This window comes from Streptomyces sp. NPDC104226 (genome assembly GCF_055584085.1).
The window spans coordinates 587,891-612,449 of sequence record NZ_JBVJMS010000004.1; the positions used below are offsets into that span (position 1 = coordinate 587,891).

The window sequence follows — 24,559 nt, forward strand, 5'->3', positions numbered from 1 at the left end:
CACGTCGTGTCACGAACCCACCACCGCCTCGACCTTGATGCCGATCTCGGTCATGGTGTCCGCCGCCGGCCGCACGACGGCACGCCAGACGGCGTCCCCTCCCTCGATCACGCAGGTCTCGGAGGTGTACAGAAGCCCGTCCCCGCTCTCCCAGCCGACGAGCCGGGGCATGCTCGCGCCCAGCGGGGGGTCCGTCTCTCGACCCCCGGAACCCGGAAGCACGATGGCCAGGTCGATCCGAACTCGTTGGGGCCCCCTCACAGGCAGGCGGAAGTTCTGGATCAGCACGGAGTCGTCGTCGTGATCGTCGTAGTAGGGGTCGCCCACGTACTCCACGCGCGGGCGACGGCGGGGCACGCCCGCTGCGCCGTGCCCGGTGCCCTCTGTCCCGGGGACTCCGCCGGAGGTCGCCACGTCGTCGTCGAGGCGATCCGGCTTCGCGCCGGACGCGGCTCCCCTCACCTTTTCGGGATTGGAGGCGCGGGTGGCCGTGCTGCCGGGCTTCGCGTAGGCGGTGGCTCCGCCGATCCCCCACGCGCCGCCGACCAACCCGGAGAAGAACGCGCTCGCCGCCCCCAACGGGACGCTGCTCGTCCCGGCTTTGGCGACGCCGCCGAGGGTGAGCAGCCCCTCCAGAGCCTCGTTGATGCGCCTGAACGTCGTGTGCACGAATGTGCTCTCGGGTCTTTCGAGCGACTGGGGGTTCCAGGCGTCGTGTGTCGGCGGTTCGGCCTTCGCGTAGATCTCGTCCATGGTCTCGTCGGCTCGGAAGACCCCGGCGTAGCCCTGGTTCTCGCTCGGGGGTTTCGGCCCGGAGAAATACGTGACGACGAGTTCGGCGGGGCGCATGAGACACACGTGGTGGACGAGGTCCTCGATGTCCAGCATGCGGGATGCCCGTGTCGGTTCCAGCGGCGGGATGATCCGCTTCACCAACCCGAGGCGCCCCAGGTGTCGCTTGGGGCTCTTGCATTCCAGTTCGGCGCCGTCCGGGCCGGCCATCGCTTCGTAGGCGGCGACGAACATGTCGAGAGGACGGGTCTCCCTCGGGTCCGGCACCGGATGCTCGACCCCGTCACAGGTGACGGAGAACCGCATGGCGGGTGCTCTGCCTCCGGTCGCGATCGCCTTGGGCCACAGGTGCCAGGTAATGGACTCGGCGAGGTAGTCCGCGGCCTCCGATGTCGTGAGCCCGTCCAGGATCGGGTCGATGACGACCACGGTCGTCCCCGTCTCGTCGGGGCCGAACGGCTTCAAGCCCAACCGGTGGGCCGCAGCCTCCGCCTCCTGTCCGAGTAGAGGCTCCACCACATCTCCCGAAGTGTCGCCCCACCAGTGCCGGCCGGTGAAGCGGCGGCCGGCGTGCGGGCCCACACCTTCGTAACTCTTCCAGAGCGCGCACCCGATGAGACGTGTTTGGGCGCCGCCCTGCTCCGTGCGGCACCGAGAGTGCACCAGGACGGTTCCGGACCTCGACAACAGGTAGAAGATGCCCTTGCCGAAGCCGTAGGTGCCTCCACCCAGAGCTGTGCTGCGCGGTTCTCCGATGTTGCGGACGAAGGAGACGAAATCACGGTCGGGACCCACGGCCGTGTCAGCGCGGGTCGGCCCTCCGAGCCCGCGCGTGCCCCGGTCAGAGACGGCCAGCACGCGGATCGCCCCCTGCTTGACGGTCTCGCGCAACGGAAAGTTGTTTACTCCGGCGGGAGCCCCGTCGAGCAGCAGTCGACGCCAGGACTCGGCGTGGGCCGGCCCGACCGTCCACATGTCGATGCCGTAGTCGACAGGCTCGGAGGACGAAGGGACCCGGGCGTCCCAGCTGTTCTGTGCGGACTCCCTCACCAGGATCGTCAGCAGATCGAGTTCAGGGCGTCCCAACTGGTTGCGAATGCCCTCCGCGGCACTCGCGCCTTCCGGCGGGTAGGGCTGGGAGACCCATCGTGGCGCCGTCACAGCGACTCCTGAATCAGGTAGTCGACCGTCTGCGACACCTCGCCGGGCCCCATGGTCCCGATCGTCTCGCCCGACAGGTCGATGGTGTACGAAACGTCCGAGACCAGGGCCGGAACTCCGGCGACGAGGCTCTGCCCCACCAGACGGGGGAAGCCTGCACCGACTCGGTACCAGCGCTCCTCGGCGATCACGAAGCGGACATCCCGGTACTGCTCCGCGTCGAGGGGGAGGTATCCGACCCGAGCCAGCCGTGCAAGGAGGGCCTTCTCGTCATCACACATGTGCATCAGTCGGTCGACCAAATCCACGAGGGCGACCCCCTTGCCGTCCAAGGTGGCGCGCCGCAGGCCGAACCAGGCCAGGCAGAGCGTTCCGGCCGACGGCGCTTCGAGCTGGGCGAACCCGTGTATCCGTGGCCGCCGGCCCGTTTCGGCCGTGCTCGACTTCACCTCGACGGCGGTGGTCCCGTTGGAGAAGTCGTGGGGGTGGCCCTCCGGGCCACGCCACAGGCGGTGCCCGCTCGGGTCCTTCGCGAGCAGCCGCTCCAGTACCAGGAGTTCGCCGAAGAGGCCCGCGACCTGGTCCGGGCCGAGCCGCGCTCCCCGTGTCCGGAAGAGGGCCCTCCAACGGTCCAGAACCCGGTAGAGCGCCTTGACCGGGTTCTCTGGCAGTTCTCCAGTCTCGCCGAGCACGTCCACACACAGCTCGGTGAAGAGGTCGTCCAGATCCTCGCCCCGACAGGCCAGGTCGGCGTAGACCTGGTACGTCTCCTCGCCCTCGAGTGCACGTCGGCGGAGCTGGAGGCCGGGACCGTCGAGGCCGGAGCGGAGCTTTCGGTTGGCTTGGATCGGCACGAGGACGTGCCGATGCCCCTCGCTGTCGACGGCCACGGCCAGCGGACCCTGGTCGACCACCACAGGCAGCTCGGCGACCCTCAGACTGCGTTCGCCCGCGGTCTGCTCCGCTTCGAGCTCGGCCCAACGTTCCTGTATGAGTTTGCGCAGCACTTCCTCGTTCATGCGTCGTCACTGTCGAGGAAGCTGAAGTCCTCGTCCTCGATCGAGATGTTGGGGAGCTTGGCCGAGATGTACTTCTCCACCGTGCTGTCGCCGTGCCGTGGCGCCGGGAAGACCAGTCCCACACCGATCACGTGCTCTTCGGCGTTCAAGGCCGTACGCAGCTTCTTCGAAGGGATGGGCTCCGAGACCCTGTCGATCGGGTAGAGGACCAACAGGCCGGTGTCCGGGGCCTGGACACGACGCAGCTCCATGATTCCCTCCTCCGTCAGCTTCGCCGTCTCTCCGATCAAGTCCACAGCGGCGTCCCGACGGCTCATGAGCGTCTTGATGTCGGCGGAGCCGGGCGTGGGATTGGTGACAGCGAGCCGTGCACGGAGGTTCCGCCCGACGGTGACGCCCGGAGCGAAGGTGAAGTCCCGGTCCCCCGCCGAATTGCCGATGACGGCGACGTTCCATCGTCCCAACGAGCCCGCCGCTGCGATGCGCTTTCGGATGTAGCCGATGATCAGCTCGGGATCGTTCTCCGGAGAGTTCTCGTGGAACTTGTAGGTCGACAGGAACTCGGTGACGACCTCGTGCGGGACGTCGCGAAAGACGTGCCGTCCGTCTTCGGGACGCTGATCGGCGCGGACGGCGTTGGCGACCGAGGCCTCCACCAGCGAACGCGCGGCGGCGATGTTGCCGCTCAGCCAGTCACGGTCGGTGTGGAAGAAGTGTGTCTGCACCCGCTTGCCACCGTAGGAGGAAGCCGCCGTGACGGCATCGCGCATCTTGGCGGCGGCCGTCACGCGCAGGGCCGGATGCGTGCGCAGACGCACGGCGAAGGTGAGGGGGGTCTCGTCCTCTGTCATGTAGACGTCGATGTCCCGACGCATCTCGGTCTCGACCGTGGCCAGGTGACGGAACCACTCGGCGAGCTCGTCGGTCATCCAAATCCGGGGAAGGTCGGCGTACCCGTTGCGGAAGCCGAACCATCGGCCCATCTGCAGCAACGTGTCGTAGGCGGACACGGCGCGAACGAAGTAGCTGACGGACAGCCCTTCGAGGGTGAGACCACGCGACAGGGTGTTGCCTCCCACGGCGATCGCCACGACCGGGCCGTTCTCGTAGTCGAGACGGTCCTCACTGCTGGAGTTGTCCATGATGACCCGGCACTTGCGAAGGACCGCCGGCAGCTCGTGCACCAGTTGCTCGAAGGGCACGCGGGTCTCACCGAAGTCCTCCGCGGATACCTTCGCGGTCTCCTCTTCCCAGAGAACACGCAGTCGATCAAGGTAATCGGCGTCCGTGAGGGACTGCGCCGCCTGCTCGCAGAGGTGCTGCAGGGGGCGCTTGAAGCTGTTGTGCACGGAGGTGTTGACGCTGGTGTGGACCAGCATCGTGTTGTGCGGGTTGCCGGATCCGCGTGCGCGTCGGGCCGCCGTGACGAGCCAGAAATACTCGACCGCCCTGCGCAGGGTGTCGGTGATGACGGGCTCGAACCCCTCTACATCCGCCTTCTTCTCGGGACGCACGCATGCGACGTCGTCCTGAGGAACGGACCGGATCATGTCGTATCCGTCGTCGACCTGAGCCGGATCCTCGCCGTCGAGGGCGTAACGTCCGAAGAGCACCTCGGTACCGAAGTGCCCGTGCGGCTTCGGTAGATTGACGACGAAGTCCTTGGGGTAGAGATCCTCGGCACTCGGGTCGATCAGCAGGTTGGCGAAGGGTGAGGCCGTGTACCCGAGGTACGCGGACTTCGGCAGGCAACCCATGATGTCCAGGATGAGCGGGTTGATCGACTTCGTCGCCACGGTGGCCTGATCGGCCTCGTCGTCGATGATCAGCGCCGGACAGTCCACGAGGTAGTCGGACGCCTTCTCCAGCCAGCGGGAGAGCTTGCGCAGGACCGTCGCGTTCTTCTTCACCACGCACAACACGTGCGTCTTGTTGCTCTTCCCGAAGTAGGAGGCCGGGTTCTCCTGCGGAGTGAAATCCTTGTCGAGCCCTGTGAGCTGCGACCACATCGCGGGGTTGGGCATCACCAGCTGCTGTTCCAGTCGCGCCTGCGTCTGGCGCCGAAGACCGTTGTGGATGCCCGCGAGGACAATGAACAGCTTGTAGCCGCGGTCCGCGGCTTTGGCCATAACCGAGGTGAAGTTGGTCGTCTTTCCCGACTGCACGTAGCCGACGACGAGTCCCCGGGTGGAGAAGGCCTTCTCCTTGGGGTGGTTCAGCAGGGACATGATGCGCGTGGAGGACTCGTCGAGACTCCGGATCGCCGGCTCGCGCGGCCAACGGTCCTTGATCAGCAGGTCTTCGATCGCGGGCCAGCACTTGTCCTTGGCCCGCGGACCCGTGTACCAGGTGTCGCGGTTGCCCAGGATCACCGCATGCGGCTCTTCGAGCTCCTTGATCAGAATCGTCTTCTGCTCGTGCCTCTCACGGATCCGCTGCACGACGTCCGGACTGATACCGAACTGCTCCAGCCGCTTGACCGCCTCCGCGGGCGGGAACGAGTCCAAGATCGCCGTGAACGTCTCGTACATGGCGTCGAATTCGTCGCTCATAGGCTGCGGCTACCCCCGGCTCTCGTTCGCTGCGGCGGGAAAGATCCTCGGAACCCCTCCGACCCTGCGGCTTCACGCAGCGAACGACATAGGCGCACCGAGGCATCCGCCATGTGACACCTCATGCAACGTCACACAGTATGCGGCGCACCAAGCCTGCACACGGGCCTAAAGTCACGGTCCGCCGGCGGATCTCGACATCCGGACTACGACGGTGCCGGCCCGTATCCGCCGGGGCCCCCGAACCCGGATGCCACGAAACACCCCGGCGCCCCTGAGCGATCGGGGCCGAGCCTGGCGACACCGGATGCGCCAACCGCACACGGCCTGGAACTACCGCTCCATGACCGTCACCGATGAATGGCCGATTCTCGACCTCCACGGAGACCGGTGGGCGACCTTCACGGATACACGGAGACGCTCCTCAGGCTTCCCCTGCGCGCAGGGCGCCTCTCATGGTCCGGCGCCGGCACGGAGCGGTCGGCTCGCCGCCCCGCGCTGACCTTCAGCAGGGTGTTTCGGTTGCAGAGGTCGCCGACTCCGCCATCGACCTGCACACCGGCAAGGACATCACTGACATCGGGCCGTCGGCACCAAGGAGCCGACAGCTCACCCAGGGGTCGGCCGCCCACCTCAGGAGACATCGAGGGCGACTGAAGCACCATCAAGGCTCCGAGTCAGCCCAGGCCGGGACACTCAGCGTGAAGGGCCTGCCGAAGTCGAGGATCGGATCTGCATCCTCCGCGACAGCGGGGCCGGGTGGGAGCACTGACCACTCGGTCGACTGGGAAATCGAGCAAAAACACAGGTCAAGCGCCTGCACGTGCCCACAGAAAACAATCTTCGCCACACGCTCGCCACACCGATCCGAGGCACGCGAAGATCACGAAAGAGCGTTGTCCCAGGCCAGAACGTTTCTCCTGACCTGGGACACAGTGGGGCGGGTGGGACTCGAACCCACGGCCGACGGATTATGAGTCCGCTGCTCTAACCGGCTGAGCTACCGCCCCTTCACGGCGTGGCGCGTACATGTGTGCGCGCCGTCTGCCGCAGCATAGCCGCTCATACGATCTCCTGCCTCGGATGCCTCGCATGATCGGCTTCGCCTGCCCAGAGAGACCGCGCCGGGCCCTGCCCGGTTGCGTGCGGAGGGCAGAAAAAAGAAAAAGGACCCACCGGGGGTCCTCATTCCTTCTTGCTCCCCCGACTGGACTCGAACCAGTAACCTGCCGATTAACAGTCGGCTGCTCTGCCAATTGAGCTACAGGGGACCGCGCTCCCCCGACTGGACTCGAACCAGTAACCTGCCGATTAACAGTCGGCTGCTCTGCCAATTGAGCTACAGGGGATTGCTGCGTTGCACCGAACAGCCCACCTCCGGCCTTGGCCAGGGGGCGAGCGCCCGTTGCGAGTCATAGATTAGCGCAAGCAGGGGGGTGCTCCGCCAATCGGTATCGCCAGCGGGCCGGGCACCACACGACGAAGGGTGGCAGGCATGCGGTACAAGGTCACGTTCGCGGTCGGGCTGGCCCTCGGGTACGTGCTCGGGACCCGGGCCGGACGCGAGCGGTATGAACAGTTGAAGAAGTCCGCGCGCGAGTTCGCGCAGAACCCGGCGGTCCGCAACGCCGCCGAAAGCGCCGGTCAGAGCAGCCGGGAGTTCGCCGGCAAGGCCTTCGCCGCGGTGAGCGACAAGGTGGGCGACGCGGTGCCGGACGCCCTGGCCGGACGCGTACGGGGCCTGCGGGCGCGGGTCGGCGGCAATGGCGCGGCCGAGGACGACTGGGGCACCAGCAACACCTGACGGCCCGGCCCGGAGCGGGGGCCCTCGCCCGAGGGCCCCCGCTCCGGCGTCCCGCCCGGCCGCCCGTACGGGGCTCCACATAAGGGACGGCGCCCGTCCCGGGCGCTCCGGGGCGGTCGAGACCGCCCCCGCGTGCGGCAGAATTCTCCGCATGGGGATAGTCGCCGGGCTGGACAGCTCTTCCACGTTCACACGCATCGTCGTCTGTGACACCGAGACGGGCGCCGTGCTGCGCCAGGGGTACGCCCCTCATCCGCAGCCCACCGGCGAAGCGGTGCCGCACGAGACCGATCCGCAGGCCTGGCTGCTCTCGCTCGGCGAGGCCGCCGGCGGCGGGCTCCTCGAAGGGGTGCAGGCCATCGGGGTCTCCGCGCAGCAGCACGGGCTGCTGCCGCTGGACGCGCAGGGCGGCCTCGTCCGTCCCGCCCTGATCGGCAACGACAAGCGCGGCCAGGCCGCCGCCGCCGACCTGGTCGAGTCCTTCGGCGGCCGGCAGGCCTGGGCAGAAGCCGTCGGCTCCGTCCCCCACGCCGCGCAGCCCGTCGCGAAGCTCGCCTGGCTGGCCCGGACCGAGCCGGAGGCGGCCCGGCGGGTGGCCGTCCTGATGTCCCCGCACGACTGGCTGGTGTGGCAGCTGCTGGGCCGCCCGGCCCGGCGGACCACCGACCGGGGCGGCGCCTCCGGTACCGGCTACTGGTCCGCGGCCACCGGCGCCTGGCGCCCCGACCTGGTCGAGCGGGCGCTCGGGCACCGGGCGCTGCTGCCCGAGGTGCTCGGGCCGGCCGAAGCCGCCGGGACCACGCCCGAGGGGCTGCTGATCTCCGCGGGTACCGGGGAGACCATGGCGGCCGCGCTCGGGCTCGGCATGGGACCGGGCGACGCCGTGGTCTCGCTGGGCGCGTCCGGATCGGTGATGGCGGTGCACCACGAGGCGCTGACGGAGCCGGGCGGGCTGATCACCTCCCTCGCCGACGCCACCGGGCTGCACCTGCCGGTGGTGAACACCCTGAACGCCGTACGGGCCCTGCGCGGCACCGCCGAACTGCTGGGCACCGATCTGGAGGGGCTGAGCGAGCTCGCGCTGAAGTCGACCCCGGGCGCGCACGGACTCGTCCTCCTGCCGTACCTGGAGGGTGAGCGGACGCCGAACCTGCCGCACACCGCCGGGACCCTGTCGGGGCTGCGCCGGGACTCCATGAAGCCGGAGCACCTCGCGCGGGCCGCCTTCGAGGGCATGCTGTGCGGGCTGGTGGACGCGCTCGACGTGCTGCGCAGCCGCGGGGTGGAGATCCGCCGGGTGTTCCTGCTCGGCGCGGCCGCCGAGCTGCCGGCCGTACAGGCCTTCGCGCCGGGACTGTTCGGCACCCAGGTCCTGGTGCCGGCGCCGGCCGACTACGCGGCCCTGGGCGCGGCCCGGCAGGCCGCCTGGGCCCTCGGCCTGGCGCAGGGCGGCCCGGCCGCGAACACCCCGCCGGTGTGGCCGGCGCCCGCGGCGCAGCTGTTCGAGCCGGACGAGGAGTACCCGGCCTGGCAGGGCGCGCGCCAGCAGTACATCGCGACCCGGGACCAGATCCACCCGGGGGCGTTCCGGGGATAGGCCAAGGCCCGGCAGCCCGGCCGGTCCGGCGTGGCGTAGGCCCCGCCGGTCCGGCGTTCTACTCCTTTTGACCGGGCTTTACGAAATCCGGTGGGTTCCGGCCTCCCGTTGGCAGAAGATGGAGTGAACCCCCTCGATCATGCCGACCGGAGCCTGCGCGTGCTCATACGACTTCTGCGGACCCATCTGGGCCCGTACCGGAAACCGATCTCCGTGCTGGTCCTGCTGCAACTGCTGCAGACCAGCGCGAGCCTCTACCTGCCCACGCTGAACGCCGACATCATTGACAACGGTGTCGTCAACGGCGACACCGGCTACATCCTGCGCTTCGGCGCACTGATGCTCGGCGTCTCGCTGGTCCAGCTCGTCTGCAACGCCGGCGCCGTCTACTACGGGGCCCGCACCGCCGCGGCCTTCGGCCGGGACGTCCGGGCCGGCGTCTTCGACCGCGTGCAGAGCTTCTCCGCGCGTGAGCTCGGCCACTTCGGCGCCCCGTCGCTGATCACCCGTACGACGAACGACGTGCAGCAGATCCAGATGCTCGTGCTCATGACCTTCACGCTGATGGTCTCCGCGCCGATCATGTGCGTCGGCGGCATCTTCATGGCGCTCTCGCTGGACGTGAAGCTCTCGGGCGTGCTGCTCGCCGTGGTCCCGGTCCTCGGCCTGGCGGTCGGCGCGATCGTGCTGAAGACCCGCCCGCTGTTCCGTGCGATGCAGACGCGTCTGGACACGGTCAACCGGGTCCTGCGCGAGCAGATCACCGGCAACCGGGTGATCCGCGCCTTCATCCGCGACGACTACGAGAAGGACCGCTTCCGCGAGGCGAACGCCGACCTCACCGGCGTCTCGCTGGCGGCCGGCAAGCTGCTCGCGCTGATGTTCCCGACCGTGATCGTGGTCGTGAACATCTCCAGCGTCGCCGTCGTCTGGTTCGGTGCGATGCGCATCGACTCGGGTGACATGGAGATCGGCCAGCTGACGGCCTTCCTCGCCTACCTGATGCAGATCGTCATGTCCGTGATGATGGCCACCTTCATGTTCATGATGGTGCCGCGCGCCGAGGTCTGCGCCGAGCGCGTCCAGGAGGTCCTGGACACCGAATCCAGCGTGGTCCCGCCCGCCGACCCGGTCACCAAGCTGCTCCACCGCGGCCGCCTCGAACTGCGCGGCGCCGACTTCCGCTACCCGGGCGCCGAGGCCCCCGTGCTCCGCGGGGTCGACCTCGTGGCCCGCCCCGGCGAGACCACGGCGGTGATCGGCTCGACCGGCAGCGGCAAGTCCACGCTGCTGGGGCTGATCCCCCGGCTCTTCGACGCCACCGGCGGCGACGTGCTCGTCGACGGCGAGGACGTACGGCGCCTCGACCCCGGCCTGCTCGCCAGGACGGTCGGCATGGTGCCGCAGAAGCCGTACCTCTTCTCCGGGACGATCGCCAGCAACCTGCGCTACGGGCGCCCCGACGCCACCGACGAGGAGCTCTGGCACGCGCTGGAGGTGGCACAGGCCAAGGGCTTCGTCTCCGAGCTGGAGGGCGGGCTCGACGCGCCGATCGCCCAGGGCGGAACCAACGTCTCCGGCGGCCAGCGCCAGCGGCTCGCGATCGCGCGCACGCTCGTACAGCGCCCGGAGATCTACCTGTTCGACGACTCCTTCTCGGCCCTGGACTACGCCACGGACGCGGCGCTGCGCTCCGCGCTCGCCCGCGAGACCGAGGAGGCCACCGTGGTCATCGTCGCCCAGCGGGTCTCCACGATCCGCGACGCGGACCGGATCATCGTCCTCGACGAGGGGCAGGTGGTGGGCGAGGGGCGCCACCACGAGCTGATGGCCGGCAATGAGACCTACCGGGAGATCGTGCTCTCCCAGCTGACGGAAGCGGAGGCGGCGTGAGCGGGCCCGGAGGACGGATGATGATGGGACCGCCGACCACGCGGTCCATGGACTTCAAGGGCTCGGGCAAGCGGCTGCTGAGCGCGCTGGCGCGCGACCGGGCCAAGCTGTGGGGCATGATCCTCGCGGTCGTCGGCAGCGTCGCCGCGTCGGTGACCGGCCCGAAGATCCTCGGCGAGGCCACCGACCTCGTGTTCGCGGGGATCGTCGGCCGGAACATGGAGAAGGGCCTCACCAAGCAGCAGGCGCTGGACGGTCTGCGCGCCAGGGGCGAGGGCGGGATGGCGGACATGCTGTCCGGCACCGACTTCACCCCGGGCAAGGGCATCGACTTCGGCGCGGTCGGGGTGGTGGCGCTGTGGGCGCTGGCCGTCTTCACGGCCGCTGGTCTGCTGATGCTGGTCGCCACCCGGCTGTCGAACCACATCATGAACGGCACCGTGTACCGGCTGCGCGAGGAGCTCCAGGCGAAGCTGTCGCGGCTGCCGCTGTCGTACTTCGACCAGCAGAAGCGCGGGGAGGTGCTCAGCCGGGCCACGAACGACATCGACAACATCGGCCAGACGATCCAGCAGACGATGGGTCAGCTGCTCAACTCCCTCCTGACGATCGTCGGCGTGCTGGCGATGATGTTCTGGATCTCGCCGGTGCTGGCGCTGGTCGCGCTGGTGACCATCCCGGTGTCGGCGTACGTGGCCGCGAAGATCGGCAAGAAGTCGCAGCCGCAGTTCGTGGCCCAGTGGAAGACGACGGGCGCCCTGAACGCGCACATCGAGGAGATGTACTCGGGCCACACCCTGGTCAAGGTCTTCGGCCGGCAGGCGGAGTCTGCGGCCCTGTTCGCCGAGCAGAACGAGGCGCTGTACCGGGCCTCCTTCAAGGCGCAGCTCGTCAGCGGGATCATGCAGCCGGTGATGCTGTTCATCTCGAACATCAACTACGTGCTCGTCGCGGTCGTCGGCGGTCTGAAGGTGGCCTCGGGCACCCTGTCGATCGGTGACGTCCAGGCCTTCATCCAGTACACGCGCCAGTTCTCGATGCCGCTGACCCAGGTCGCCTCCATGGCGAACCTGGTGCAGTCCGGCGTCGCCTCCGCGGAGCGGGTCTACGAGCTGCTGGACGCGCCGGAGCAGGAGCCGGACGCGGAGGTCCCCGAGCGTCCGGAGAACCTGCGCGGGCAGGTCACCTTCGACAAGGTCGCCTTCCGCTACGAGCCGGACAAGCCGCTCATCGAGAACCTCTCGCTGAGCGTCGATCCCGGTCAGACGGTCGCGATCGTCGGCCCGACCGGCGCCGGCAAGACCACGCTGGTCAACCTGCTGATGCGGTTCTACGAGGTCACGGGCGGGGAGATCGCCCTCGACGGCGTGGACATCGCGAAGATGACCCGCGAGGAACTGCGCGGCGGCATCGGCATGGTACTCCAGGACACCTGGCTGTTCGGCGGCACCCTCGCGGAGAACATCGCCTACGGGGCCACGCGCGAGGTCACGCGGGCCGAGGTCGAGGAGGCCGCACGGGCGGCCCACGCCGACCGGTTCATCCGCACCCTGCCCGAGGGCTACGACACGGTGCTGGACGACGAGGGCGCCGGGGTCAGCGCGGGCGAGAAGCAGCTGATCACCATCGCGCGGGCGTTCCTGTCCGACCCGGTGATCCTGGTGCTCGACGAGGCGACGAGCTCGGTGGACACCCGTACCGAGGTGCTCATCCAGAAGGCGATGGCGCGCCTCGCGCACGGCCGCACGTCCTTCGTCATCGCGCACCGGCTGTCCACGATCCGCGACGCCGACCTCATCCTGGTGATGGAGAGCGGCTCGATCGTGGAACAGGGCACGCACGAGGAGCTGCTGCGCTCGGGCGGCGCGTACGCGCGGCTGTACGCGGCGCAGTTCGCGCAGGCGGTCGCCGAGGTCGACTAGCGGGGCCGGTACCGGCAGGTTCCGGGAGGGGCGCCCTGCGGGGCGCCCCTTTTCCGTCCTCAGTCCAGGTACCCGCGCAGCTGGTCCGCGAAGGCGTGGTCGCGGAGCTTGTTGAGGGTCTTGGACTCGATCTGGCGGATCCGCTCCCGGGTCACCCCGAAGATCCGGCCGATCTCCTCCAGGGTGCGCGGCCGCCCGTCGGCGAGGCCGTAGCGGAGCTGGACCACCTTGCGCTCCCGCTCCCCGAGGGTCGACAGGACCGCTTCCAGGTGCTCGCGGAGCAGGAAGAACGCGGCCGATTCGACCGGGGAGGCGGCGTCCCCGTCCTCGATGAGGTCGCCGAGCGCGACGTCGTCCTCCTCGCCCACGGGTGCGTGCAGCGAGACCGGTTCCTGCGCGAGGCGCAGCACCTCCAGGACCCGCTCGGGGGTCAGCTCCAGGTGGACGGCAACCTCTTCGGCGGTGGGTTCGTACCCCCGCTCCTGGAGCATGCGGCGCTGGACGCGCACGACGCGGTTGATCAGTTCGACGACGTGGACGGGGACCCGGATGGTGCGGGCCTGGTCGGCGAGGGCCCGGGACATGGCCTGGCGGATCCACCAGGTGGCGTAGGTCGAGAACTTGTAGCCGCGGGCGTAGTCGAACTTCTCGACGGCGCGGATCAGTCCGAGGTTCCCCTCCTGGACCAGGTCGAGCATGGTGAGGCCGCGGCCGACGTAGCGCTTGGCGACGGAGACGACGAGCCGCAGGTTCGACTCGATGAGGCGGCGTTTGGCCATCCGGCCCATGACGACGAGCTTGTCGAGGTCGAGCGTGAGCTGGAGGTCGAGCGGGGCTCCGCTGCCGAGCTTCTCCTCCGCGAACAGGCCCGCCTCCACGCGCCGCGCGAGCTCGACCTCCTCGACGGCGGTGAGCAGCGGGATCCTGCCTATCTCGCGCAGGTACTGCCGGAAGAGGTCGGCGGACGGCCCCGCTCCGCCGGTGCCCTCGGCCGCGCGCTTGCGCGGCGCGGGCACCTTGTCCGTCAGCTCCGGACCGTCGAGCTCCTCGGCCTCCTCGGCCTCCTCCTCGTGCATGGCGTCGGCCTCTGCCTCGGCCTCGGGCTCTGTGTCCGGGGGCACTGCGGCGGGCGGGCTGACGGTGACGGTCAAGCTCTGGGTCTGCACGGGGGCGACCTCCACAGGGCTCCGAGGACGGGTGCACCGCACCTCAGTGTGGGGTACGACACATCGCTGCCACGAGGGGCGTGCGACCACTTTCTGGGTCCGGTGCGTGACCGATGGTTACCCCCGGACCAGAACTCCGATGCGGATCGGACGCATGTCCGAGAAGATCGTGGCCATGTCCGTGTACGAAACCCACGTCACCGTGCGATGCCCCGACCCGGGGGAACTGGCGCGGCTCGAATCATGGTCGGCGGAGCGCGAGTTGAAGGTCACCCACATCGTGCTGGCCCGGGGCCGGATGGTCTCGCAGCCGATGCTGACGCTGCCCGACCGGGACGGGCACGAGGTCCTGGTGCCCCGGCTGCGCGCGGCCGGCTTCGACCCGGTCCGGGTCAAGGTGGAGACCGTCCCCTGGACCACGGACCGGCCGGGGCCGGGCGGCGGCTACTTCGAGCACCACCTCAAGCTGCGGCTCCCGGACAGCTGGGACCGGGCCGCGCTGGAGTCCCTGGTGGTCCCGCACGCGGCGCACGTCTCCTGGAACGCCCGCCGGGTCCTGCCGGGGGCCGCGCAGGAGCGTTTCGTGACCCAGCGGTGCCGGGGCGGCGCCCCGGAGGCGACGGCGGCGTGCGATGCGCTGGTCGCGGCGCTGGCGGGGGCGGGGTACGAGATCCGCTCCGAGGAGCGGGAGTTCGTGCTGTACGACAGCGACCTGTCGGTGGACGACGGGTGGATCGAGGAGGAGGGCTCGCGATGAGCAGCCAGGAGTGGAAGCCGTCGATCCCGGGCGGCCCGGACGATCCCGCGGAGCCGGTGGAGGAGCAGATGAGGCGGAGGGACGAGCGGCCCCGGACCCTGCGGACGGGCGACCGGGGCGAGCCGACCGAGATGGCCTTCGATCCCGCCCTCAAGCACTTCAGCGAGGCGTACCGGCCACTGGATCCGGTCATCCCGCAGCCGGCGGCGCGCACGGCCTGGCAGTCGGCCCGGCGGGCGGCGATGGAGGCGGCGCTGAGCGCGGTCGGGGCCTCGGGGTACGCCGATGCGCTGGTGCTGCGCGGCAGCATGCTGATGTCCCGGTGGTTCGGGGAGGCCGCGCGGGAACCGCACGACCTGGACTTCGTGGTGGTCCCCGCGGACTGGATGATCGAGGAGGACCGCACCGGGCGGATGCTGGAGGCGATCGCGGCCGCGGCCGAGCGGGCGGCCTCGTCCGCGGACCTGGTGATGTCGGCGGCGGACGCCGTCTCCGAGTACATCTGGACGTACGAACGCGTCCCGGGGCGCCGACTGGTCCTGCCGTGGTCCGCGCCGGGGATGCGGGGCGGTCAGGTCCAGCTGGACTTCGTCTTCAACGAGCCCCTGCCGGTCGCCCCCGAGCCCGTGGAGGTCGCGGGGGTACCGCTGCTGGGGGCCACCCGGGAACTGTCGCTCGCCTGGAAGCTGGTGTGGCTGGCCGGGGACATGTACCCGCAGGGCAAGGACCTCTACGACGCGGTCCTGCTGGCGGAGGACTGCGCACTGCCGTACCCGCTGCTGGCGGACGTGTTCGCGTTCTCCGGCGAGTTCGAGGCCGGCGGGGTGCAACAGCCGCCCACCCCGGAGGTGTTCGAGGGGTTCACCTCGATGGACTGGGACACCTTCCACCAGGAGTACCCCGGGATCACCGGATCCCCGGAGTCCTACGCGCGCCGCCTGCTGGCGGCACTCGCGCCCACCTTCGCCGCCGGCCCGGCCTAGGCCGGCTCGACGCGGACCGCGCAGACCTTGAACTCCGGCATGCGGGACGTGGGGTCCAGTGCCGGGTTGGTCAGGGAGTTGGCGCGGCCTTCGCCCGGCCAGTGGAAGGGCATGAAGACGGTGTCCGCGCGGATGGCGTCCGTGATGCGGGCCGGGGCGACCGCGCGGCCGCGGCGGGAGGTGACCGCGAGGGGGGCTCCGTCGACGGCGCCGATGCGGGCCGCGAGGCGGGGGTGGAGTTCCACGAAGGGGCCGGGGGCGGCTGCGTTGAGCTCGTCCACCCGGCGGGTCTGCGCGCCCGACTGGTACTGGGCGACGACCCGGCCGGTGGTGAGGAGGAGCGGGTACTCCGTGTCGGGGACCTCGGCGGCGTCCCGGTGGGAGACGGGCACGAAGCGGGCCCGGCCGTCCTCGGTGGCGAAGCGGTCCAGGAAGAGCCGGGGGGTGCCGGGGTGGGGCTCCGGTTCCGGTTCCGGTCCGGGCTCCCCCGGGTCGGGCTCCCCGGTCCGCGGAGCCGCGGGGCAGGGCCAGAAGACGCCCTGTTCCGCTTCGATGCGGGCGTAGCTGATGCCCGAGTAGTCCGCCGGGCCGCCCGCCGAGGCGCGGCGCAGCTCCTCGAAGACCTCCTCGGCGGCGGTGGGGAAGCCCTTCTCCACGCCCAGTCGGGCCGCCAGGCCGTGCAGGACCTCCAGGTCGGAGCGGACCCCCGGCGGCGGGGTCAGGGCCCGGCGGCGGAGCAGGACGCGGCCCTCCAGGTTGGTGGTGGTGCCGGTCTCCTCCGCCCACTGGGTGACGGGGAGGACCACGTCGGCCAGGGCGGCCGTCTCGGAGAGGACCACGTCGGCGACGGCCAGGAAGTCCAGGGAGCGGATGCGTTCCTCGACGTGGGCGGCGCGGGGGGCCGAGACCACCGGGTTGGAGCCCATGATGAGGAGGGCGCGGACGTCACCGCCGAGGGCGTCGAGGAGTTCGTACGCGCTGCGGCCGGGCCCGGGAAGGTCGTCGGGGTCGATCCCCCACACCCCGGCGACGTGGGCCCGGGCCGCCGGGTCGGTCAGCTTGCGGTAGCCGGGAAGCTGGTCGGCCTTCTGGCCGTGCTCGCGGCCGCCCTGGCCGTTGCCCTGGCCGGTGAGGCAGCCGTAGCCGGAGAGCGGGCGGCCGGCCCGGCCGGTGGCGAGGCAGAGGTTGATCCAGGCGCCGACGGTGTCGGTGCCCTTGGACTGCTGCTCGGGGCCGCGTGCGGTGAGCACCATCGCGGATTCGGGCTCGCAGAACAGCCGGACGGCCTCCCGGAGCTTCGGCACCGGGACGCCGGTGATGCGCTCGACGAGCTCAGGCCAGTGCGCCATCGCGGCGGCCCGGGCCTCCTCCCAGCCGCTGGTGCGGGAGGAGATGAACTCCTCGTCCGTGTGCCCGCCCGCGACGACGAGGTGCAGCAGGCCGAGCGCCAGCGCCAGGTCCGTGCCGGGGCGCGGGGCCAGGTGCAGGTCGGCCTGTTCGGCGGTGCGCGTGCGGCGCGGGTCCACGACGATCAACGTGCCGCCGTTCTCGCGGAGTTCCCGGAAGAAGCGGAGGGCGGGGGGCATGGTGTCGGCGGGGTTGGAGCCGACGAGGACGACGCAGCCGGTCCGGGGGATGTCCTCCAGCGGGAACGGCAGCCCCCTGTCGAGCCCGAAGGCCCGCTGGTGCGCGGCGGCGGCCGAGGACATGCAGAACCGGCCGTTGTAGTCGATCTGCGAGGTCCCCAGCGCGATGCGGGCGAACTTCCCGAGGGCGTAGGCCTTCTCGTTGGTCAGCCCGCCGCCGCCGAACACCCCGACCGCGTCGGCCCCGTACGACCGCCGCGTGCGGGCGAGGCCCTCGGCGACGGCGTCGAGGGCCTCCTCCCAGGTGGCCGGCTCCAGCCGCCCGGCGCGGGTGCGGACGAGCGGCTCGGTGAGGCGCACCCGGGAGGAGAGCACGGCGGGGGCGGTGCGGCCCTTGCCGCACAGCGCGCCCAGGTTCACGGGGAAGTCGGCCCGCTCCTCCACCGCCACGCCCGCGCCGCCCGGCTCGGGACGCAGGTTCATCCCGCACTGCAGCGCGCAGTACGGACAGTGCGTGGCGGTGGTGGCGTCCGAGGTGTGCATGGAGCCAGCGTGCGTCGGCGGTGTTACGCGGGCCGCCGCTCCGCGTTACAAGTCGGCGTGCGGCTCCTCAGCGCGGCCCGGCGGCTCCGGTGAGGCCCTGCGCACCGGAGCCGGGTACCGGCCGGTCGGGTGCGCCGGGTCCGGGTCACTGGCCGGTCAGGTACTTCACCGTGAGGCCGGCCGTCCAGCCGCCGTCGACCGCGAGCTCGGCGCCCGTCATGTAGCCGGCGGCGTCCGAGAGGAGGAAGGCGACGGCGGCGGCGATCTCCTCGGGGAGGCCGACGCGGCCGAGGGGGGCGCCGGGGTAGTTTCCCTCGCCCGCCTGGATGCCGACCGGGGCCGTCATCGGGGTGAGCGTCATGCCGGGGTGGACGGAGTTCACCCGGATCCGGGATTCCGCGAGCTCGACCGCGCCGATCTTCGACAGTCCGCGCACGCCCCACTTGGAGGCTCCGTAGCCGGCGGTGAGGGCGAGGCCGGTGAGGCCGGCGGCGGAGGAGATGTTGACGATGGAGCCGCCGCCGTTCGCCCGCATCAGCGGGATCGCGGCCTTGATGCCGATGAAGACGCCGACCAGGTTGATCTCGACGACCTTGCGGAAGTGCTCGATGCTCTCGTGCTCCAGGAACGAGCCGGAGGCGATGCCCGCGTTGTTGACCAGCCCGTCGATGCGGCCGAACTCGGCCAGGGCGAAGGCGAGGGCCGCGTCCCAGTCGGCTTCGCTGGTCACGTCGTGGCGCAGGAAGCGCGCCGCGTCGCCGAGCTCGGCCGCCGTCTCGACGCCCTCGGCCTCCAGGACGTCGGTGATCAGCACCTTGCCGCCGCCGTCCACGACGGCCTGCGCGGCCGCCGCGCCGAGGCCCCGGGCCCCACCGGTGATGACGACGACCTTGCCGCTCAGATCCACAACAGCCACGGTTCCACACCCTTACCCCGACACGACACGCATAGGACTGATCGCCATATGACTAATCGGCATACACCGATCGCGGCGTCAGTCTGCCAGAGAGGCCAGGGCCCGCGACACCCCCTCTTCCTTCGGTCCCAGGAACCGCGGCTCCGGCTCGAACACCGCGTCCAGGGCCGCCTTGCCCGCCGCGAAGACCTCGCGGGCCCCGCCGTAGTACCAGGTCGCGTCGTGCACGTCGGAGACCCCGACCCCGTACGAGTCCACGCCCGCGGCCCGGCACAGCGCGACGGCCCGGCGGATGTGGAAGCCCTGGCTGATCAGCACAGCCCGGTGCACGCCGAAGACCTCGCGGGCCCGGACGCAGGAGTCCCACGAGTCGAAGCCGGCGTAGTCGCTGACGACGCGGGCGTCGGGCACCCCGTGGCCCGTCAGGTACGTGCGCATCGCGTCGGGCTCGTCGTAGTCGCGCCGGCTGTTGTCGCCGGTGACCAGGACGACCTTGACCTTGCCCGCCCGGTAGAGCTCGACGGCGGCGTCCAGGCGGCGCGCGAGGTACGGGGTCGGCCGGCCGTTCCACAGCCCGGCGCCGAAGACCACCGCCACCTCGGCGGCGGGCGCGTCGGCGGTGGTGCGCAGCCGGGGACCGGCGTAGGCGTGCGTCCAGGCCGAGGGCAGCAGGGCCAGCACGCAGCCCGCCATCACCAGCCGCACGGCCCGCCGCCGGGCCCGTACGGTCCGGGGCACCCCGATCCGTACGGCCTTCAGCCGCTCCCCTGCCGCCCGGGCCCGGCCTCGTAGCGCTGCACGCCTCGTCAATGCGATCCCCTTGTCGGTGCTGCCGGCAGTCCCGCCGGTCCGTTCCCCTCGTCTACGGACGCGCGTACGGTCCCGGAGGTTTCCTCACGGCCGGGACCGCACCACCGCGTACGCCGCTCCCCGCCCCAGCGCCGGCAACAGGAAGGAGACCCAGGCCACGGCGCCCACCACCGGCTGCGGGTGTCCGTACAGGGCCGGCAGGTGCAGGGCGAGGGCGAGCAGCAGCGCGGCGGTCCAGCAGAGCCGCGCGCGCCAAGAGCGCGGGAGCCGGCGCAGTTCGTCCGGGTCCGTCACCGCCGTGGCGGCCAGCCCCGCCAACAGCACGAACAGCGTCAGCAGCGCGGCCAGGAGGACCGCTTTGCGCGCCTCGTCCACCTGCGGGAACGGCTCCCAGGACACCGGACCCGCGACGGACCTCAGGTCCTTGCGCGCGTCGACCCGGCCTTCCAGGGCGGGCTGCGAGGGCGCGTACAGGAGCTGTACGCGGTCTCCCTCCTTCGGTTCCCCGTAGGTGTAGGCCGACGCCCCGACCGGCTCGGCGCCTCCGGGGACGGCCAGTTCGAGCCGGGAGGTCCACCCCAGCACCCGGCCCTCGCTGGTGTGCGCGTGCACGCCCGAGGGTGCACGCACCACGACGGCCGTCACCACCACCGCCCCGGCCCGCCGCAGTTCGGGCTCCGCCTGCCGGTGGTGCTGCTGGAAGGAGGCGACGAGCAGCGCCGCGGACGCCAGGGCGACGAGCAGCCACACCGCCGCCTCCCGCACCCGCACGCCGAGCACCCCGGAAACAGGGCGGGCCGCACCCGATCCCCTCCGACCCACCGTCCGGGCCGCCTTGGGCCCGGACACCCCCGAGCCGGACGCTCCCGAACCCGCCGCCCCCGAACCGGACCGCACCGCGCCGGACACCCCCGAGCCGGACGATTCCGGTCCTGACCGCCCCGAGCCGGACGACCCCGCACCGGACCACCCCGCACCGGCCGAGTCCCGCTCGGCCAGGGCCCGCGCAGCGGCCGCCGTGGCCGTGCTCAGCGCGGCGGCGCCGACGGCGGTCCAACCCCAGAGGGCGATCCGGCCGAGCAGGTCGCCGGAGCCCCACGCGCCGAGCGACAGCACGCAGGCGACGACCGCCGCGCCGCCGGACAGCGCCGCGCAGCCGCGGTCCGCCCACGTCAGGAACCCGCCCATGTGCCCCCCATGTTTCCCATGCCCCCAGCGGCCCGCGGCCAGCGCACGGCACAGGGAAGCACGGCCCGATCCCACCCCCGCCGTCCACCCCCCTGTGAGCAGGTGGAAAACACCCGTCACGCCCGCGCAACGCACCGGCAACCTGCCGCGCGCAGGATCGGTTCATGACGGAGCCGGCGCATCCTCCCGAGTCCCTGCCACCGCTTCCGCCCGCGACCACCGCGGAGTTGCTGACCCGGATCACCGCCCAGCTCGGCACGCAGCTCAGCGGTCTGCGTCCCCGACACCACGCAGGAGTCCTCCCATGCAGCAGCCCGCCCTCGTCGCCGTGGCCCACGGCAGCCGCGATCCGCGCGCCCTCCACACCGTCGAAGCCCTGCTCGAACGGGTCCGGGAGCTCCGTCCCCGCCTCGACGTCCGGCTCGGTCACATCGAGCTGAACCACCCGCTGCTGGACGACACCCTCAACGGACCCGTACGGGCAGCCGGAGCCGCCGTCCTGGTGCCGCTGCTGCTCGGCCGCGGCACCCACGTCAAGCGGGACCTCCCGGCCGCCGCCGCCCGCGCCGGGCACCTGCTGACCCGTGTCGCCGCCCCGCTGGGCCCGCATCCGCTGCTCGTCGAGGCCCTGTACGAGCGGCTCGTGGAGGCCGGCTGGAGCGCCGGGTCGGCGGTGGTGCTGGCCGCCGCCGGGTCCCGCGACCCCGACTCCGCCTGCGATGTGCGGGCCACCGCCGACCTGCTCTCGGAACGCCTCGGCGGGGTGCCCGTGGTGGCCGCCTACGCCTCGGGCACCGCGCCCTCCGTGCCCGCCGCCGTACGGGCCCTGGCCGCGCGGGGCCTCCACCGGGTCGCGGTCGCCTCCTACTTCACCGCCCCGGGCCGCTTCGCCTCCGCGAGCGCCGCCGCCGCACCGGGCCCGGCCGCGGCCCCGCTGGGCGCGCATCCGGCGCTGGCCCGGCTGGTGCTCCAGCGCTACGACGAAGCCGCCGCCGCGCTCGCAGGATCCGTAGCAGAACCCCTGGCGGGAACGGCAGGACGGGAGCGGCCGCTCGAACTGGCCACCGCGTAGCCGTCGGGTTGGTTCACAATCGCTCTGATTGCTCCCCTTGACTCGTCTTGTCGGTTCGTGCGGTTACCGTTTGACCATGGAAGGCATGGAAGGCACCACCGCACCTGTCCGACCCGGCTCCGATCTGCCCGGCGAGCCGTACGAGCCCGCCGATGTCGAGCGCTGGGCCACCGAGCCCGACAAACGGCCCGGGCGGACCGCCTTCCAGCGCGACCGCGCCCGCGTGCTGCACTCCGCCGCGCTGCGCCGGCTCGCCGGGAAGACCCAGGTGGTGACCCCGGGGACGCGTTCGTACGACTGGGACGCCAGTCCCCGTACGCGGCTGACGCACTCCCTGGAGTGCGCCCAGGTGGGCCGCGAGCTCGGCGCCGCGCTCGGCTGCGATCCCGATCTGGTCGAAGCCGCCTGCCTGTCGCACGACATGGGGCACCCGCCCTTCGGCCACAACGGCGAGGAAGCCCTCAACGAGTTCGCCAAGGACTGCGGCGGTTTCGAGGGCAACGCCCAGTCGCTGCGCCTGCTGACCCGGCTGGAGCCCAAGCGGTTCGTCCCCGACCCGGCGACCGGCGAGCTCGTCAGCGTCGGGCTCAACCTCACCCGGGCCTGCCTGGACGCCGCCACCAAGTACCCCTGGGCGCGCGGGGACCACCCCACCGACCCGGGCTCGGTGAAGTTCGGCGCCTACGAGGACGACCTGCCGGTCTTCGCGTGGCTGCGCCGCGGGGCGCCCGCGGACCGCAAGTGCTTCGAGGCGCAGGTCATGGACTGGGCGGACGACGTGGCGTACTCCGTCCACGACTTCGAGGACGGTCTGCACGCCGGCCACCTCGACCCGAACCTGCTCTTCGCCGAGCCCGAGCGCGCCGAGATCTGGCGGGTGGCCATCGGCCGGTACGTGCCCGCCGGCACGGAGCCGGAGGAGCTGCGCGAGGCCCTGGACCGTCTGATGGAGCAGGAGTGGTGGCCGCACGGGTACGACGGCTCGGCCGTGGCCCAGGCCCGGTTGAAGGATGCGACCAGCCAGCTGATCGGCCGTTTCTGCCTGGCCGCCGAGGGCGCCACCCGGCAGGCGTACGGGACCGGCCGGCTGACCCGGTACGCGGCGGAGCTGGTGGTGCCGCGCGAGGCCCGCAACGAGTGCGCGGTGCTGAAGGCCGTGGCCGACCTCTACGTCATGCAGCGCGACGAGCAGGAGCGGATCCGCGCCGATCAGCGCATCGTCCTGGCCGAACTGGCGGAGGCGCTCAGCGCCCGCGCGCCCGAGGGTCTGGACCCGCAGTTCCGTGCGATCTTCGACGCGGCCCCGGACGACCGGGCCAGGAAGCGGGCGGTCGTGGACCAGATCGCGTCCCTCACGGACGCCTCGGCGCGCTCCTTGCACGCCCGCCTCACCCAGCGCGCGCGACGCGCCGAAGGGTGAGCCGATCGGGCCACTCCCCCTTCACGCGGCAGGCTCGGTGCGGGACGCTCGCATGTGGTCGCATGTGGCGCAGAGGTTATGAGGAGGCATCAGGTGGTCGACGCACACCGGACGTTCGTCATCGTCGGCGCAGGGCTCGCCGGGGCTAAGGCGGCCGAGACGCTGAGGTCCGAAGGGTTCACGGGGCGGGTGATCCTGATCGGCGACGAGCGCGAGCATCCCTACGAGCGCCCCCCGCTCTCCAAGGGCTACCTGGCGGGCAAGGAGGAGCGCGAGAGCGTCTTCGTCCACGAGCCGTCCTGGTACGCGGCGTCCGACATCGAGCTGCACCTCGGCCAGCCCGCGGTCCACCTCGACCGGGACGCCAAGAAGGTGGTCCTCGGCGACGGCACGGCGCTGCCGTACGACAAGCTGCTGCTGGCCACCGGCGCCGAACCGCGCCGGCTCGACATCCCGGGCACCGAGCTGGTCGGGGTGCACCACCTGCGCCGGCTCTCGCACGCGGAGCGGCTGCGCAAGGCGTTGGCCAGCCTGGGCCGGGACAACGGGCACCTGCTGATCGCGGGCGCCGGCTGGATCGGCCTGGAGGTCGCGGCGGCCGCCCGCGGGTACGGGGCCGAGGTCACCGTGATCGAGCCGGCGCCGACCCCGCTGCACGCGGTGCTCGGTCCGGAGGTCGGCCGGCTCTTCGCCGACCTGCACACCGAGCACGGGGTCCGCTTCCACTTCGGCTCCCACCTGACGGAGATCGTCGGGCAGGACGGCATGGTGCTGGCGGCCCGTACGGACGACGGGGAGGAGCACCCGGCGCACGCGGTCCTCGCGGCGATCGGGGCCGCCCCGCGGACCGCGCTGGCGGAGACCTCGGGCCTGGCCCTGGTGGACCGGGAGCACGGCGGCGGGATCGCCGTGGACGCCTCGCTGCGCACCTCCGACCCGGACGTCTTCGCGGTCGGGGACGTGGCGGCCGCGCACCATCCGGTGCTGGGAGCCCGGCTGCGGGTGGAGCACTGGGCGAACGCGCTCAACGGAGGTCCGGCCGCCGCCCGGGCGATGCTGGGGCAGGAGGTCTCGTACGACCGGGTTCCCTACTTCTTCTCCGACCAGTACGACGTGGGCCTGGAGTACTCCGGGTACGCCCCGGCGGGCGGCTACGACCAGGTGCTGATCCGCGGGGACGCGGGCAAGCGGGAGTTCATCGCCTTCTGGCTCTCGGACGGCCGGGTGCTGGCCGGGATGAACGTGAACGTGTGGGACGTCACCGAGGACATCCAGGCCCTGATCAGGTCGAAGGCGCCCGTGGACCGGGAGAAGCTGGCGGATCCCTCCGTTCCTCTCTCGGCCCTGGTTGCGGTGGAGGGTGCCTGACGGGATTGTC

Annotated in this window: 16 protein-coding genes, 3 tRNA genes and 1 pseudogene; 9 read left to right on the forward strand and 11 right to left on the reverse strand. The window is 71.4% G+C overall.

What is annotated here, in order from left to right; genetic code table 11:
• Positions 1-9: 9 nt before the first annotated feature.
• The 6 genes from ACZ60J_RS16115 to ACZ60J_RS16140 all read right to left on the reverse strand — a co-directional run bounded on the left by ACZ60J_RS16115 (position 10) and on the right by ACZ60J_RS16140 (position 6,873).
• Positions 10-1,953, reverse strand: coding sequence for a hypothetical protein (locus ACZ60J_RS16115; protein ID WP_469682347.1), 1,944 nt, complete (start codon positions 1,951-1,953; stop codon positions 10-12).
• Positions 1,950-2,972: a PD-(D/E)XK motif protein gene (locus ACZ60J_RS16120; protein WP_469682349.1), complete on the reverse strand. Its 1,023-nt coding sequence runs from the start codon at positions 2,970-2,972 to the stop codon at positions 1,950-1,952. The genes ACZ60J_RS16115 and ACZ60J_RS16120 overlap by 4 nt, the downstream gene beginning before the upstream one ends.
• A complete protein-coding gene (locus tag ACZ60J_RS16125; protein ID WP_469682351.1) occupies positions 2,969-5,524 on the reverse strand; it encodes a Z1 domain-containing protein in 2,556 nt (851 codons plus the stop codon). Before ACZ60J_RS16125 ends, ACZ60J_RS16120 begins: the two co-directional genes overlap by 4 nt.
• A 936-nt stretch (positions 5,525-6,460) precedes the next feature.
• Positions 6,461-6,534: transfer RNA gene (locus ACZ60J_RS16130), tRNA-Ile, on the reverse strand.
• 188 nt (positions 6,535-6,722) lie between these two features.
• A tRNA-Asn gene (locus ACZ60J_RS16135) sits at positions 6,723-6,795 on the reverse strand.
• Positions 6,796-6,800: 5 nt separating this feature from the next.
• Positions 6,801-6,873: transfer RNA gene (locus ACZ60J_RS16140), tRNA-Asn, on the reverse strand.
• A gap of 146 nt (positions 6,874-7,019) precedes the next feature.
• Between ACZ60J_RS16140 and ACZ60J_RS16145 the strand changes: the two genes are divergently transcribed.
• From ACZ60J_RS16145 to ACZ60J_RS16160, 4 genes are all read left to right on the forward strand, one after another.
• A complete protein-coding gene (locus ACZ60J_RS16145; protein ID WP_250745599.1) occupies positions 7,020-7,328 on the forward strand; it encodes a YtxH domain-containing protein in 309 nt (102 codons plus the stop codon).
• Positions 7,329-7,479: 151 nt separating this feature from the next.
• Positions 7,480-8,925 (forward strand): FGGY family carbohydrate kinase, encoded by a 1,446-nt coding sequence (locus ACZ60J_RS16150; protein ID WP_469682353.1) that lies wholly within the window; start codon positions 7,480-7,482, stop codon positions 8,923-8,925.
• Between the two features lie 159 nt (positions 8,926-9,084).
• Complete coding sequence (locus ACZ60J_RS16155; protein WP_469682355.1) at positions 9,085-10,818, forward strand: ABC transporter ATP-binding protein; 1,734 nt, start codon at positions 9,085-9,087, stop codon at positions 10,816-10,818.
• On the forward strand, positions 10,815-12,740 hold the full coding sequence (locus ACZ60J_RS16160) for an ABC transporter ATP-binding protein (RefSeq protein WP_469682356.1): 1,926 nt from the start codon (positions 10,815-10,817) through the stop codon (positions 12,738-12,740). Before ACZ60J_RS16155 ends, ACZ60J_RS16160 begins: the two co-directional genes overlap by 4 nt.
• Positions 12,741-12,799: 59 nt before the next feature.
• Here the strand turns inward: ACZ60J_RS16160 and ACZ60J_RS16165 are convergent, their stop codons facing one another.
• Positions 12,800-13,948 (reverse strand): RNA polymerase sigma factor, encoded by a 1,149-nt coding sequence (locus tag ACZ60J_RS16165; protein WP_469682358.1) that lies wholly within the window; start codon positions 13,946-13,948, stop codon positions 12,800-12,802.
• A gap of 112 nt (positions 13,949-14,060) precedes the next feature.
• Here ACZ60J_RS16165 and ACZ60J_RS16170 point away from each other — a divergent pair, with 112 nt between their 5' ends.
• Together ACZ60J_RS16170 and ACZ60J_RS16175 are read left to right on the forward strand one after the other, a co-directional pair.
• Positions 14,061-14,663 (forward strand): hypothetical protein, encoded by a 603-nt coding sequence (locus ACZ60J_RS16170; protein ID WP_469682360.1) that lies wholly within the window; start codon positions 14,061-14,063, stop codon positions 14,661-14,663.
• Positions 14,660-15,646 (forward strand): nucleotidyl transferase AbiEii/AbiGii toxin family protein, encoded by a 987-nt coding sequence (locus tag ACZ60J_RS16175; RefSeq protein WP_469682362.1) that lies wholly within the window; start codon positions 14,660-14,662, stop codon positions 15,644-15,646. Before ACZ60J_RS16170 ends, ACZ60J_RS16175 begins: the two co-directional genes overlap by 4 nt.
• On the opposite strand, the gene ACZ60J_RS16180 is transcribed toward ACZ60J_RS16175, so the two are convergent.
• From ACZ60J_RS16180 to ACZ60J_RS16195, 4 genes are all read right to left on the reverse strand, one after another.
• Positions 15,643-17,775, reverse strand: a complete 2,133-nt coding sequence (locus ACZ60J_RS16180) for a molybdopterin oxidoreductase family protein (protein WP_469682363.1) — start codon at positions 17,773-17,775, stop codon at positions 15,643-15,645. The genes ACZ60J_RS16175 and ACZ60J_RS16180 overlap by 4 nt on opposite strands.
• Before the next feature lie 145 nt (positions 17,776-17,920).
• Positions 17,921-18,691 (reverse strand): glucose 1-dehydrogenase, encoded by a 771-nt coding sequence (locus ACZ60J_RS16185; protein ID WP_469682365.1) that lies wholly within the window; start codon positions 18,689-18,691, stop codon positions 17,921-17,923.
• A gap of 78 nt (positions 18,692-18,769) precedes the next feature.
• The gene (locus ACZ60J_RS16190) at positions 18,770-19,384 is read right to left on the reverse strand and encodes a SanA/YdcF family protein (protein ID WP_469682464.1); all 615 of its coding nucleotides are present in this window, start codon (positions 19,382-19,384) and stop codon (positions 18,770-18,772) included.
• A gap of 201 nt (positions 19,385-19,585) precedes the next feature.
• Positions 19,586-20,689 (reverse strand): hypothetical protein, encoded by a 1,104-nt coding sequence (locus ACZ60J_RS16195; protein WP_469682366.1) that lies wholly within the window; start codon positions 20,687-20,689, stop codon positions 19,586-19,588.
• A 164-nt stretch (positions 20,690-20,853) separates the two neighbouring features.
• Between ACZ60J_RS16195 and ACZ60J_RS16200 the strand changes: the two are divergent.
• The 3 genes and pseudogenes from ACZ60J_RS16200 (at position 20,854) to ACZ60J_RS16210 (ending at position 24,549) form a co-directional block, all read left to right on the forward strand.
• Positions 20,854-21,761 (forward strand): annotated as a pseudogene (locus ACZ60J_RS16200) (sirohydrochlorin chelatase).
• Positions 21,762-21,837: 76 nt separating this feature from the next.
• On the forward strand, positions 21,838-23,181 hold the full coding sequence (locus ACZ60J_RS16205; RefSeq protein ID WP_469682367.1) for a deoxyguanosinetriphosphate triphosphohydrolase: 1,344 nt from the start codon (positions 21,838-21,840) through the stop codon (positions 23,179-23,181).
• Positions 23,182-23,274: 93 nt separating this feature from the next.
• Positions 23,275-24,549 (forward strand): NAD(P)/FAD-dependent oxidoreductase, encoded by a 1,275-nt coding sequence (locus ACZ60J_RS16210; RefSeq protein ID WP_469682369.1) that lies wholly within the window; start codon positions 23,275-23,277, stop codon positions 24,547-24,549.
• Positions 24,550-24,559 lie beyond the last annotated feature (10 nt).